Here is a 12,858-nt window from a genome sequence, read left to right as displayed (position 1 = left end):
GTCAGACCGCGTCGGCGGGTACCGGCTTCTCGGACCGGACGCTCGCGAGAGCGAGCAGCGCGATGGTCGCGCCACCGGTCATCGCGATGGCCATGGCCGGGCCGTCGTTGCCGAGGACGCCCACCAGGGGCGCGATGAGCGCACCGATGCCGAACTGCGCGGCACCCAGCAGAGCGGCGGCGGTGCCGGCGGCCTCACCGTGGCGTGACAGGGCGAGCGCCGGGGAGTTGGGCATGACGAATCCTGCCGACGCCAGCACGAACAGCACGGGCACCATGAATCCGACGATGCCGCCGAATCCGGTGGTCGTGGTGATGATGAGGGCGGCGCCGGACGCGGCCATCGCGACCAGTGCCACGGTGACGATCCGCTGCGGGGTGAAGCGCTGCAGCGCCAGGACGTTGAGTTGCGACGCGCTGATCAGTGCGACGGCGCCGATGCCGAACACCAGGGCGAACTGCTGCTCGCCGAGTCCGTACCCGTCCTGCAGCACGAACGAGCTGCCGGAGATGTAGGCGAACAGCGCGGACATACCGAGGCCGGCCACGAGAACGAGAACCACGAACCGTCGGTCGCCGAGCAACGATCCGTAGGTGCGCAGGACGGGCAGGAACTCGTTGGGTCGACGACGCTCCTCGGGGAGCGTCTCCTTCAGCAGGAACATCGCCACGAGCATGAGGGCGGCACCCACGACCGCGAGCCCGGCGAACACGCCGCGCCACGACCCGTGGATGAGGACGAGGCTGCCGAGGCTGGGTGCCACGATCGGTGCGACGCCCATGACCAGGACCAGACGCGACATCACGGTGGCGGCGGCCCTGCCGTCGAACAGGTCGCGGACGATGGCGATCGCGATGACCATGGCGGCGGCGGCACCGAAGCCCTGCAGGGCTCGGGTCACACCCAGGACGCCGACGGTCGGAGCGATCATGCACAGGAGCGACGCGACGATGTGGATCATCGTTCCGGCGATGAGGGGCCGTCGACGTCCCAGGGAGTCCGAGAGCGGCCCGATCACCAGCTGTCCCACGGCCAGTCCGATGAGGGTGCCGGTGAGGGTGAACTGCACCGCGGCATCCGTGGACCCGAGGTCCTCGGTGATCGCGGGCAGCGCCGGGAGGTAGACGTCGATCGTGAGCGGCCCCAGCGCGACGAGGGCGCCGAGAACCAGGATGGTGCGAAGCCTGGAGGGTGCGGCCGGCTGGTCGGAGGTACCGACTGCCGTGCCGGGAGTCGCCGAGGTGGTGCGGGAGTCTGTCGTCACCCGGGGTGCAGCACCGTGCGGCCGCGATGTGTTCCCGATCCGTGTGACGGTCAGGTGAACTGTCGGCGATGCGTGAGGTGCGGGACTGTCGGAACGGGGGACTCCCCGCGGTCCAGCGCAGCCACCAGAAGGTCGGCCCACCGCATCAGGCCCGCGATGTCGATGTCGTGGGGTGCGTCGGCGTACGTCCCGATGCGATCACGTCCCTGCGTCAACAGCGAGGTGGCTCCCACGCTATTCCCCCGCAGCAGGTGGGTGAGACCGACGGCGAGCTGGGCCAGGCCCTGCCACAGTGCACGTTCCCCTGGCGTACTGATCTTCCACGTGCCTTCGAGGATCTCGTGCGCGTGGAAGGGCATGCCGTCGTCGAGGAGTTGCTGGGCACGGATCAGGGACTCGACCGGCGGGAGCTGGACGTCGTCCGGAATGCGCTCGACGCCCTCGGCTCCGCGGGGCAGGGGACGTCCGAGCCCGTCGCGGGGCCGGCCGTTCTGCGGCCGGCCTTCGGGGTTGCGCTCTCGTCTCGGCGTGACCACCGAGACGACGCTACTCGCCGACCTTGTCCGACAATGCGGTCAGACGGTCGAGCTCGTCGGCGGTCAGCGACAACGTCGGGGCGTCCGTCAGGGACGCGAGCTGTTCGAGACGGCTCGCGCTGGCGATGGGTGCCACGATGCCGTTGCGGGAGAGCAGCCACGCCAATGCCACGGTGGGGATCGCGGAGCCGTGAGCGTCCGCGATGTCGGCGAGCGCCCCGACGACCTCGAGGCCGGCGTCACTGAAGTAGCCGGACGTCATCGCTGCACGGGGTGTGCCCTCGATGTCCTCGCGCGTGCGGTACTTGCCCGTCAGGAAGCCCGAGGCGAGCGCGAAGTACGGGAAGACGCCCAACTGATTCTTCTCGGCGACCTCCATCAGCTCCGGCTCGTAGCTGCGGCGATGCACCAGGTTGTAGTGCGGCTGCAGCGCGACGGGTGCGTCGAACCCCTCGCGCTGTGCGATGTCGATCCACTGCCGCGCGCGCTCCGCCGTGTAGTTGGAGATACCGACGTACCGCACCTTGCCGGCCTTCACGAGTGCGTCGAAGGCGGCCACCGTCTCCTCGAGCGGGGTGTCCGCGTCATCGAAGTGTGCGTAGTAGAGGTCGATGCGATCGGTCTGCAGGCGCTGCAACGACGCGTCGGCCGCGGCAGCGACCGTGCCCGCGGCCAGACCCTTGAACTGCGGGTGCTGGCTCACCTTGGTGGCCAGGACGACGTCGTCGCGCCGGCCCGTCGAGGTGAACCAGTTCCCGATCACCGTCTCCGACTCGCCGCCCGAATTGCCGGGGGCGAAGGCGGAGTACGAGTCCGCGGTGTCGATCAGCGAACCACCGGCTCCGAGGAAGGCCTCGATGATGCGGTGCGAGTCCGGCTCGTCGCTCGTCCATCCGAAGGTGTTGGCACCGAGTGCGAGCGGGAAGACGTCCAGGTCCGAGGTTCCGATACGAGTCATGTTCGGTGCAACACCTGTGAGCCGTCGCTATTTCCGCCCGGCACCGGGTGAGAGGCGTCCGTCAGGACAGCGCCGCCGTGCTGACGCCGATGCCGCCCGTGGTGTCGGCGCCGTATCGAGCGATCTCCGCGTCGAGGTCCAGCGGAGCGATGCTGGAACGACCGTGGAGGACGGCGTCGTCGATGCGGTCCGCGGGAACGAGCCAGGCGATCTCGAACTCGATGCCGTCGGGATCCTGGCCGTAGAGACTCTTGGACGTCGAGTGATCGGATGCGCCGACCAGTGCGCCCGCGGTGGCCAGCTTCTCCCGCAGGTCGACGAGATCGGACAGCGTCTGCACCTCCCAGGCCAGGTGGTAGAGCCCGACGGTGCTGCGGCCGGCCGGGGACGCGCCCGCTCCGTCGCCGACGGAGAACAGGCCGAGGTCGTGGTCGTTCGTGCTGTCCGGCGCCTGCACGAACACGGCGCGATCGCCCATGGACATGACGACGCGGAAACCGAGCACGTCCGAGTAGAAGCGTGCGCTGCGCTGGGCGTCGCGCACGTAGAGCACGGCATGGTTCAGACGGGAGATGGCCATGAGAGGTCCCTTCGGATCGAGGCGTTGTCGCTAGCTTGAAGCTTCAACTTAAACTGTACCCCGGTTCCCGCAACCGCGTGGACACAGCCTGCGTGAACCGAACACCCGCTCCTGCGTGCGGGAGATCGTGTGGGCTCACCAGTAACTGTGTGCACACACCTCGCAGCGTCCGTCAGTGATGGCGGTGGTCGGTGACCACGGTGCGCGGACCGAACTTCGGGCGCAGGGCCGTTCCGCTGACCTCGAGCAGACGTACCGCGCGATAGCGGTGCGGCCGGATCGGCGCCAGGTACTCGAGCATCTCGTCGTCCGTCATCGGTGCCCCCGTCAACGTCCATCCGATCACCGACGCCAGGTGGTAGTCGCCCACGGACAGAGCGTCCGCATCTCCCAGCGCCCGTTGCATCACCTCGGCCGCGGTCCACACGCCGATTCCGGGAACGTGGCGCAACCGGCGCTCGGCATCCTCCCTCGTCATGGACACGATCGGTTCGAGCTTGTCGGCCAGGGCGGCGCTCCGCACGATCGTCTTGGAGCGCTTCGGATCCACGTTCGCCCGGTGGAACTCCCAGGACGGCACCCGCCGCCAGACCTCGGCGGGCGGCGGTACCCGCATTCCCGCGGGCGCCGGTCCCGGTGCCGGCTCGCCGAACTTCGAGAGCAGGTAGCGCCATGCCGCGAAGGCGGCGACCCCGTGCACCTTCTGCTCCAGAACGGCCGGGACCAGCGCCTCCATGACCCGCCCGGTGCGGCCGATGCGCAGATGGGGAAATCGACGATGCGCCTCCGCGAGGATGCGGTGCTCGGGCGCGAATCCGTCGGCGTCGTCCTCCATGCCCACGAGCCCCGGAAGAGAGTCGAGGAACTCCGCGGAGCCGGCGCCCCAGGCCTCGCAGGTCACCTCGAACCGGTCCACCTGGCGCAGGCGATACGTCACCGGCCCCGTGCGAAACCGTGAGGTGCGCCAGATGGATCCGTCGGACTCCACCCGATGGGCGGGATCGCCCGCTCCGCGGCGGTGTGGCGACAACGAATACCGCAGGGCGAGCGGGCGATCCGAGGTGAGCGTGATCTCCACCGCACCGCCGCGGGAAGTGTGTCCGGGATCGAGCACGGGAAACGAGCTAGCCGACACGGACGAGGGTGCGACCGATGGTGGCCCCGTCGCGCAGGGAGTCGAGCACTCCCGCCACCTCGTCGAGAGTCACCTCGGTGGTGACCTCGGCGAGCCGACTCGGGCGCAGGGAACCGGCCAGGTCGTTCCACAGGGTGCGTCGGGCCTCGATCGGCAACTGCACCGAGTCGATGCCCAGCAGGGCCACTCCCCGGAGAATGAAGGGCAACACCGTGGTCGAGAGCCCGGCTCCCCCGGTGAGCCCGCTGGCGGCGACCGCGCCGCCGTACCTCGTGGTGCTGAGTACGTGCGCGAGGGTCTTGCCGCCGACACAGTCGACCGCGGCGGCCCACTGCGCCTTCCCGAGGGGACGCGGCGCCGCGTCGGGGTCCTCGGGGAGGCGGCCGATGATCGAGGACGCGCCGAGTGTGGTCAGCAGGTCGTGTGCCGACTCCTTGCCGGTGGAGGCGACCACCTCGAACCCGGCCTGCGACAACAGGTCCACGCTGACACTGCCGACCCCACCGCTCGCTCCGGTGACCAGTACCGGACCGTCGGACGGGGTGAGGCCACGCGCCAGCAGGGCCTGCACGCTGAGTGCGGCGGTGAAGCCCGCGGTGCCGATGGTGGCGGCGTCGGCCGTCGACAGTCCGTCCGCGAGCGGCACGACCCACTCGGCCGGAGTACGCGCGTACTCGGCGTAGCCGCCGTGACGTCCGGTGCCGATCTCGTAGCCGTGTGCCACGACGCGGTCACCGACCGACACCCCGTCGGACGTCGAGGAGACCACCACACCGGCGAGGTCGATGCCGGGGACGATGGGGTACTCCCGCACCACTCCGCCCTTCGGGGTGACGGCCAGGGCGTCCTTGTAGTTGGCGCCCGAGTACTCGACGCGGACGACCACCTCGCCCTCCGGCAGGAACGACAGGTCGACCGTCTCGGACGTCAGATCCACACCGTCGTCGGTCTGCCGGGCGACCAGGGCGCGGAAGTTCTCCGGGATCTCGGTGGCGGATCGATCGTCGGTCGGCGAGGTCACGTGGCGTCTCCCTGTGTCGGTCCAGATCGCGGTCTGGGCTGATGGTTCACGTTCGAGAGTAGGCCGAGCCGTGGACAGGGTGTGCGCTCGGCGCGGGACCGCGGAATTGTCGGTCCTCGGCCGTACTGTCTCGAGGGTGATCATCGTGAGTACCGACGGTTCGTGCCTGAAGAACCCCGGCGGGGCCATCGGCTGGGCCTGGGTCGACCACACCGGCCCGTCCGCCTCCGGCGGAGAAGCGTCCGGCACGAATCAGATCGCCGAGCTCAGGGCGTTGTACGAGGCCGTGGCCGCGCATCCGGGTCCGGAGCCGATGCTCATCGAGTCGGACAGTCAGTACGCCATCAAGTGTGCGTCGGAGTGGCTCGCCGGATGGAAGCGCAAGGGCTGGCGTACGTCCACGGGTGGGCCGGTGCGCAATCTGGAACTGGTCCGCGCGATCGACCGTGCCATCACCGAGCGCGAGGGTCCGGTGCGGTTCCGCTGGGTCCGCGGACACGTGGGCAACCAGTTCAACGAGATGGCGGACGAGCTGGCAGGAATCGCTGCGCGGGCGATCCGAGACGGTTCGCTGACGCCGTGCGAGCCGGTGGGCGCACAGGAACCCGTCACGCTCTTCTAGAGCAGAGGCTCATTCCTGGCGAGCGGTCTGCTTGTCGTCCTTGTCGCCGGCGGTCACGTCGCGCGGACTCGGGGCGGGCAGATCCTTGCCCTCGTCCACGGCGGCTTCACTCCGATCGAGGGTCGGCGCCGGCTCGGCCTCGGCATGGTTGTCGAACTCGCGCACGGCCTCGTCGCGCTCGTCCGGACTCTGTGCAGTGTCCGCACCCGTGCCCTTGGACTCCTCGCGCGGGTCGATGGATGCGGTGTCGACGGGCTCGTTCACGGAATCATTCATGAGCACCGGTGTGCCCGATCGACCGCGCGGTCAACCCTTCCGCACCTGTCACGGCGTCGGAGCGGGCGTCAGGGTCACCGAGAACTGGTTCTCCAGATTGTCGGTGAACTGCTGCTGGCACTGCTCGACCCGTGTCGCGTCGCCACCGGCGTCGCTGAGGCAGGTCGCGAGGTCGCCGACTCCCACCTCGTTGAACACCCATACGGTCAGGGCGATGAACACCGCGCCACCGATGATGCCGAGGACACCCAGCACCAGCCCCGTCGTGGCGACGCCGCCGTTCGTGGCTTCGCGGCGCTTGACTCGGCCGCGGCCGAGCACGCCGAGCACCACGGCAATGATGCCCAGGAAGATGCCGAATCCGAAGGTCCAGAAGGCCAGGATCGACAGGATGCCGAGAATCAGCGCCGCGATTCCCACGCCGTTCTTCGGGCTGACCGGGGGCTGGCCGTAGCCGCCGTCGTAGCCGCCGGGTGGTGGGTACTGCCCGCCGGAACCGGGCTGCTGACCGTACTGAGGCTGCTGACCGTACTGAGGCTGCTGGCCGTACGGGGCTGCTGACCATATTCGGGCTGCTGGCCGTACTCGGGCGTGGGACCGCTCACTGGTCTCTCCTGACGGGCGACTCGGCTGGTGTCTCGCACTGTAGCGCCGGACGGCACCTTCGGCGGGAGTGCGTGATCGCACCGTTACCGCAGGTGTCCGGTGGGGTATCTCAGCAGGATGAGTACGTGGACCGTCAGCGACGGCACAGTCCTGCACTACACCGACCAGGGAACGGGACGGCCGCTCGTGATGCTGCACGGGTGGGGATTCAGCGGCCGCTTCTTCGACGGCAGTGTCGATCGGCTCGCCGAGTACGCCCGCGTGATCACCGTCGATCTGCGCGCTCACGGTGACTCGGAGGATCCGGGCCACGGCTACCGGGTGTCGAGGTTGGCCAAGGACCTCCGCGATCTGCTCGTGGGGCTGGAGCTGACGGACGTCACAGTCCTGGGGTGGTCACTGGGTTGTCCCGTGATCTGGAGCTACCAGGAGCTGTTCGGCACCGACATGCTGGCGCAGGCGATCTACGTCGCGCAGACTCCTCGCCAGTACCGGACGCCCGAGTGGACCCTGGCGCACACCAGCATCTTCGACGACGCGTCGCTGGCCGCGGTGCAGGGCCGTGTGACGTACGACCGCGAGAACTTCGACCGCGAACAGCTCGACGAGATCACCGCCACCGACCTCCCCGCCGAGCGTGTCGAGGTCCTCCTCGCGGAGATGACGAAGATCTCCTCGGAGGCGCGCAACGCGGTGATGGCGGACCACACCCACCACGACTGGCGCGATCTGCTGCCGGCACTCGAGCTGCCGTCACTGGTCATGGTGGGCAAGCACGACAAGGCGTTTCCGTGGGAAGCGGCACAGTACGTGGGTGACACGATTCCCGGCGCGCGCACCGTCGTGTTCGAGAACAGCAGTCACGCACTGTTTCTGGACGAGCCGCGGAAGTTCGAGGACGAGGTGCTCGGCTTCCTCGCCGAGCACTCCTGACCTCGGTGGTTTGCGGACAGCGGTTCGCGGACACCCGGCAGACATGAGCCAAGACCTGTACACCGCCACTGTCACCGCCACCGACGGATCGATCTCCTCGAGCGACGACGTGCTCTCCCTCGATGTCCACGAGCCCTCCGACCTCGGGGGTCCGGGTGGGGCGACCAACCCCGAACAGTTGATGGCCGCTGCGCTGAGCTCGTGCCTGCTCGAGTCGCTGCGCATCGCAGTCGGTACCGCGGGTGGATCCCTCGAGGGTGCATCGGTGGAGGGACAGGTGACGCTGTCCTCCGCGGACGGCGCGGGCTACGACGCGGCCTACCGCCTCGGCGTGACACTGCCGGGCGTCGACAACCCGGGCGACGTGCTCGAGCAGGCACGGTCGATCTGCCCGTTCCTCAAGACCGTCACCGGCGTGGACGTGACGCTCAGCGAGTGAGCGCCGCCGGCTGACCGTTCCCGCGGGTGTTCCGCCTCGCCGTAGTGGTTGCAGCCGCTGCGGGAGCATGGAATGCCTGCGGGAACCACTCTCGGGCCCGCCATGTCCGCCTCCAGCGAACGCCCTCATCTGCGGGAACACCGGGGCCCACCGCCAAGTTGAGCTGATCACGCTGAACTTTGGAGGACCCCATGAGCGAATCGACTCGCTTGCCCGTTCTGTTCCTGACCGACCCCGTCGTCCTGCCCGGCATGGTCGTGCCGGTCGAACTGGACGACGCTGCCCGCGCTGCGGTCGACGCCGCGCGGACCAGCGCCGACGGCACTCTGCTGATCGCCCCACGACTGGACGACCGCTACCCCGCCTACGGTGTCGTGGCGACGATCGTGCAGGTCGGCCGTCTCGCGACCGGTGAGCCGGCTGCGGTGCTGAAGGCGGAGAAGCGTGCGCACATCGGGTCCGGCGTGAGCGGCCCCGGCGCGGCCCTCTGGGTGGAGGCCGAGCCGGTGTCCGAGCCGGAGCCGACGGACGCCGTACGGACTCTCGCCGCGGAGTACAAGAAGCTCGTTCTGGCCATGTTGCAGCGCCGCGAGGCATGGCAGGTCATCGACTCGGTGAACAAGCTCTCGGACCCGTCCGCGCTGGCCGACACCGCCGGCTACGCGTCGTGGCTCACCGATGTCCAGAAGCGGCAGTTGCTCGAGACCCCGGACGTGGCAGCACGATTGACGGTGCTGACCGAGTGGACCACCGACCACCTCGCCGAGGTAGAGGTGACGGACAAGATCGCCGGCGACGTCCGCGACGGCATGGAGAAGACGCAGAAGGAATTCCTGCTGCGCCAGCAACTCGCCGCCATCCGCAAGGAGCTGGGCGAGGGCGAACCCGACGGTGCCGACGACTACCGCGGACGCGTCGAATCCGCAGACCTGCCCGACTCGGTTCGTGAGGCGGCGCTGCGCGAGGTGGGCCGGCTGGAGCGCTCGAGCGATCAGAGTCCCGAGAGTGGTTGGATCCGAACGTGGTTGGACACGGTCCTGGAATTGCCGTGGACGGTGACGACCGACGACAGCACGGACATCGTGGCAGCGCGCGCCGTTCTCGATGCCGACCACCACGGACTCGACGACGTGAAGGACCGCATCACCGAGTACCTGGCCGTCCGGTCGAGGCGCGCTTCACGCGGTCTGACGGTGGTGGGCGGACGCGGATCCGGTGCCGTCATGGTGCTGGCCGGTCCTCCCGGCGTGGGCAAGACCTCGCTGGGCGAGTCGGTGGCGAAGGCGTTGGGCCGCAAGTTCGTTCGCGTCGCCCTCGGTGGCGTGCGCGACGAGGCCGAGATTCGCGGACACCGGCGTACGTACGTCGGAGCCCTGCCGGGCCGGATCGTGCGTGCGATCGCCGAGGCAGGCTCGATGAATCCCGTCGTCCTGCTGGACGAGATCGACAAGATCGGGTCGGACTTCCGCGGTGACCCCGCGGCGGCGCTGCTCGAGGTGCTCGATCCGGCTCAGAACCACACGTTCCGGGACCATTACCTGGACCTCGATCTCGACCTGTCGGACGTGGTGTTCCTGGCGACCGCCAACGTGATCGACCAGATTCCGACAGCGCTGCTGGACCGTATGGAACTGGTGACCATCGACGGCTACACCGAGGACGACAAGGTCGTCATCGCACGGAACCACCTGCTTCCGCGGCAGGTCGACCGCGCTGCACTGACCGATGCCGAGGTGACCGTCACGGACGCTGCACTCCGCACGATCGCCGCCGACTACACCCGTGAGCCCGGTGTCCGTCAGTTCGAGCGACTGCTGGCGAAGGCGTTGCGCAAGGTGGCGACCGTGCTGGCGCAGGACGAGCGGCCCATCACGGTGGACGAGCCCGATCTGGTCACCTACCTCGGACGGCCCCGCTTCACCCCCGAGGCACACGAACGCACCGAGGTCCCCGGTGTCGCGACGGGCCTGGCCGTGACCGGTCTGGGCGGCGACGTCCTGTTCATCGAGGCGAGCTCGACGGGTGACACCGCCGGTCTCACCCTCACCGGTCAGCTCGGCGACGTCATGAAGGAGTCGGCGCAGATCGCGCTCTCCTACGTGCGGTCGCACGCGGCGGAACTCGGGGTGGACCCCACGGCGCTGGACAAGGCGATCCACATCCACGTGCCGGCCGGCGCCGTACCGAAGGACGGCCCGTCCGCGGGCGTCACGATGGTCACCGCGCTGGTGTCGATGGCGACGGGGCGACCCGTGCGGTCCGACGTCGGGATGACGGGCGAGGTCTCGCTGAACGGTCGGGTACTCCCGATCGGTGGGGTGAAGCAGAAATTGCTCGCCGCTCAGCGCGCCGGACTCACCACCGTGTTCGTTCCCGCGCGGAACGAGCCCGATCTCGACGACGTGCCGGCCGAGGTACGGGCTGCCGTCGACGTCCGGCCCATGTCGGACGTCGCCGATATCGTCGCCCAAGCCCTCGAACCTGCGCGGGAGCAGGTCGCCGCGGCCTGACCACGGAATGAGCGGGGGCAGCGCGGGGGTTGCCCTCAATGCAGGTGAACGGGCCGCGCCGTGGGTGTGCAGAGATCGTGACGAGTAACAGGAGGTTCCACATGAGTATGGAAATGACCGCGTGGAACCAGATGTACCGATCGATGCACACCAACGGCGACGATCACCGACCGTTCTCCCGGGTGACCGTGCGGCGGATCATGGTGTTCGCGCGACCCCTGCGCTCCCTGCTTGTCGGGTTCCTGATCCTCAGCGTCGTCGCGGCGGTCCTGGCCGTTGCGACGCCCGTGCTGGCCGGCCGTGTCGTGGACGCGATCGTGCAGGGCAGCGCGTACGGGACGGTCCTCGTACTGGCCGTCATCATCGCGGTCGTGGCGTTGCTCGATGCCGGTACGGGGCTGGTGAACCGGTGGCTCTCGGCGCGGATCGGCGAGAACCTCATCCTCGACCTTCGTACTCGCGTGTTCGACCACGTGCAGAAGATGCCCATCGCCTTCTTCACACGCACGCGCACCGGTGCCCTGGTCTCGCGGCTGAACAACGACGTCATCGGGGCGCAGCGCGCCTTCAGCGGCACGCTGTCGGGTGTCGTCAGCAACCTCGTGACGTTGCTGCTCACCCTCGTCGTCATGCTCGGGATCTCCTGGCAGATCACCCTGCTGGCACTGTTGCTGTTGCCGATCTTCGTGCTCCCGGCCCGCAGGATGGGCACTCGGCTCGCCCGTCTGCAGCGTGAGGCCGCCGCGCACAACGCGGCCATGTCGACGCAGATGACGGAGCGTTTCTCCGCTCCCGGCGCGACGCTGATCAAGCTGTTCGGACGCCCGGACCACGAGTCGGCCGAGTTCGCGCTGCGGGCGGGCCGCGTCCGTGACATCGGCGTGCGGTCGGCCATGGTCCAGACCGTCTTCGTGACGGCGCTGACCCTCGTGTCCGCGCTGGCACTCGCGCTCGTCTACGGCCTCGGTGGCTTCTACGCGCTGCGGGGGCAGCTCGACGCAGGGTCGGTCGTGACTCTCGCGCTGCTTCTGACCAGGCTGTACGCGCCGCTCACCGCACTGGCGAGCGCCCGCGTCGACATCATGAGCGCCGTGGTGAGCTTCGAGCGGGTCTTCGAGATCCTCGACCTCGATCCGCTCATCACCGACAAACCCGATGCCCGGGCGGTTCCGGAGGGCCCGGTCACCGTCGAGTTCGACGACGTCCGCTTCGCCTATCCGTCGGCCGACAAGGTGTCACTGGCGTCTCTGGAGGACGTGTCCGTCCTGGATGCTCGCGGCGGCGAGGAGGTGCTCCACGGGGTGTCATTCCGCGCCGAGCCCGGACACATGGTGGCCCTGGTCGGCTCGTCCGGTGCAGGAAAGTCGACCATCGCGCAGCTCGTCTCGCGGCTGTACGACGTGGATTCCGGTGCCGTGCGCATCGGCGACGTCGACGTGCGGGATCTGACGGCCGAATCGATCCGGCGCACCGTCGGCATGGTGACGCAGGACGGCCACCTGTTCCACGAGACGTTGCGCTCCAATCTCACCCTGGCGCGCCCGGATGCGACGGAGGAGGAGATCTGGTCCGCGCTGCGGCGTGCGCGTCTCGAGGAGTTGGTGCTGTCGCTGCCGGACGGCCTGGACACCGTGGTCGGCGAGCGCGGCTATCGCTTCTCCGGTGGTGAGCGTCAACGCGTCACCATCGCCCGCCTGCTGCTGGCGCGTCCCACCGTCGTCGTGTTGGACGAGGCCACCGCGTCACTGGACTCCACGTCCGAGGCCGCGGTGCAGGAGGCACTCGCCGAGGCACTGGAGGGACGGACGTCCATCGTCATCGCGCACCGGCTCTCCACCATCCGGGCGGCCGATCTCATCCTGGTCATCGAGAACGGCCGCGTCGTCGAGCGCGGTACGCACACCGAACTGCTGGCGAACTCGGGTCGTTACTCCGAGCTCTACCGCACGCAGTTCGACGAACCGGTCCGCGCCTGACC

13 protein-coding genes are annotated in these 12,858 nt (G+C 68.9%); 5 read left to right on the top strand and 8 right to left on the bottom strand.

The genetic code is table 11. The features are described 5' to 3' along the window. Position 1 precedes the first annotated feature (1 nt). The 6 genes from HQ308_RS11060 to HQ308_RS11035 form a co-directional block, all read right to left on the bottom strand. Positions 2 to 1,264 carry a multidrug effflux MFS transporter gene (locus HQ308_RS11060; protein ID WP_037185969.1) on the bottom strand — a complete coding sequence of 421 codons (1,263 nt, stop codon included), beginning with the start codon at positions 1,262 to 1,264 and terminating at the stop codon, positions 2 to 4. A gap of 50 nt (positions 1,265 to 1,314) precedes the next feature. Further along, positions 1,315 to 1,800 (bottom strand): DUF309 domain-containing protein, encoded by a 486-nt coding sequence (locus HQ308_RS11055; RefSeq protein WP_222646402.1) that lies wholly within the window; start codon positions 1,798 to 1,800, stop codon positions 1,315 to 1,317. A gap of 10 nt (positions 1,801 to 1,810) precedes the next feature. Further along, positions 1,811 to 2,758, bottom strand: coding sequence for an aldo/keto reductase (locus HQ308_RS11050; RefSeq protein WP_027506078.1), 948 nt, complete (start codon positions 2,756 to 2,758; stop codon positions 1,811 to 1,813). 61 nt (positions 2,759 to 2,819) lie between these two features. Further along, on the bottom strand, positions 2,820 to 3,338 hold the full coding sequence (locus HQ308_RS11045) for a VOC family protein (RefSeq protein WP_027506079.1): 519 nt from the start codon (positions 3,336 to 3,338) through the stop codon (positions 2,820 to 2,822). Positions 3,339 to 3,510: 172 nt separating this feature from the next. Next, positions 3,511 to 4,452, bottom strand: a complete 942-nt coding sequence (locus tag HQ308_RS11040) for a DNA-3-methyladenine glycosylase (RefSeq protein ID WP_222646401.1) — start codon at positions 4,450 to 4,452, stop codon at positions 3,511 to 3,513. Positions 4,453 to 4,462: 10 nt separating this feature from the next. Then, positions 4,463 to 5,494: an oxidoreductase gene (locus HQ308_RS11035; protein ID WP_308115752.1), complete on the bottom strand. Its 1,032-nt coding sequence runs from the start codon at positions 5,492 to 5,494 to the stop codon at positions 4,463 to 4,465. A gap of 136 nt (positions 5,495 to 5,630) precedes the next feature. Between HQ308_RS11035 and HQ308_RS11030 the strand changes: the two genes are divergently transcribed. Then, complete coding sequence (locus tag HQ308_RS11030) at positions 5,631 to 6,116, top strand: ribonuclease H (RefSeq protein ID WP_027506082.1); 486 nt, start codon at positions 5,631 to 5,633, stop codon at positions 6,114 to 6,116. Positions 6,117 to 6,125: 9 nt separating this feature from the next. Here HQ308_RS11030 and HQ308_RS11025 read toward each other — a convergent pair whose 3' ends face one another. Together HQ308_RS11025 and HQ308_RS22600 are read right to left on the bottom strand one after the other, a co-directional pair. After that, on the bottom strand, positions 6,126 to 6,392 hold the full coding sequence (locus HQ308_RS11025) for a hypothetical protein (protein WP_222646399.1): 267 nt from the start codon (positions 6,390 to 6,392) through the stop codon (positions 6,126 to 6,128). Positions 6,393 to 6,440: 48 nt separating this feature from the next. Beyond that, positions 6,441 to 6,812: a DUF4190 domain-containing protein gene (locus tag HQ308_RS22600; protein ID WP_308115751.1), complete on the bottom strand. Its 372-nt coding sequence runs from the start codon at positions 6,810 to 6,812 to the stop codon at positions 6,441 to 6,443. Between the two features lie 303 nt (positions 6,813 to 7,115). Here HQ308_RS22600 and HQ308_RS11015 point away from each other — a divergent pair, with 303 nt between their 5' ends. The 4 genes from HQ308_RS11015 to HQ308_RS11000 all read left to right on the top strand — a co-directional run bounded on the left by HQ308_RS11015 (position 7,116) and on the right by HQ308_RS11000 (position 12,856). Continuing rightward, entirely contained in the window at positions 7,116 to 7,931 is an 816-nt protein-coding gene (locus HQ308_RS11015) for an alpha/beta fold hydrolase (RefSeq protein WP_222646398.1), read from the top strand. Between the two features lie 43 nt (positions 7,932 to 7,974). Next, positions 7,975 to 8,370 carry an OsmC family protein gene (locus HQ308_RS11010; RefSeq protein WP_222632294.1) on the top strand — a complete coding sequence of 132 codons (396 nt, stop codon included), beginning with the start codon at positions 7,975 to 7,977 and terminating at the stop codon, positions 8,368 to 8,370. Positions 8,371 to 8,561: 191 nt separating this feature from the next. After that, on the top strand, positions 8,562 to 10,880 hold the full coding sequence (lon, locus tag HQ308_RS11005; protein ID WP_222646397.1) for an endopeptidase La: 2,319 nt from the start codon (positions 8,562 to 8,564) through the stop codon (positions 10,878 to 10,880). Positions 10,881 to 10,981: 101 nt separating this feature from the next. Continuing rightward, the gene (locus HQ308_RS11000) at positions 10,982 to 12,856 is read left to right on the top strand and encodes an ABC transporter ATP-binding protein (RefSeq protein WP_222646396.1); all 1,875 of its coding nucleotides are present in this window, start codon (positions 10,982 to 10,984) and stop codon (positions 12,854 to 12,856) included. The last annotated feature ends 2 nt before the right edge of the window (positions 12,857 to 12,858 follow it).

The organism is Rhodococcus sp. BP-241 (assembly GCF_019836145.1).
Lineage (GTDB): Bacteria > Actinomycetota > Actinomycetes > Mycobacteriales > Mycobacteriaceae > Rhodococcoides.
Note: the sequence above shows the minus strand (reverse complement) of the source record. Positions and strands in the feature narration are given on the sequence as shown.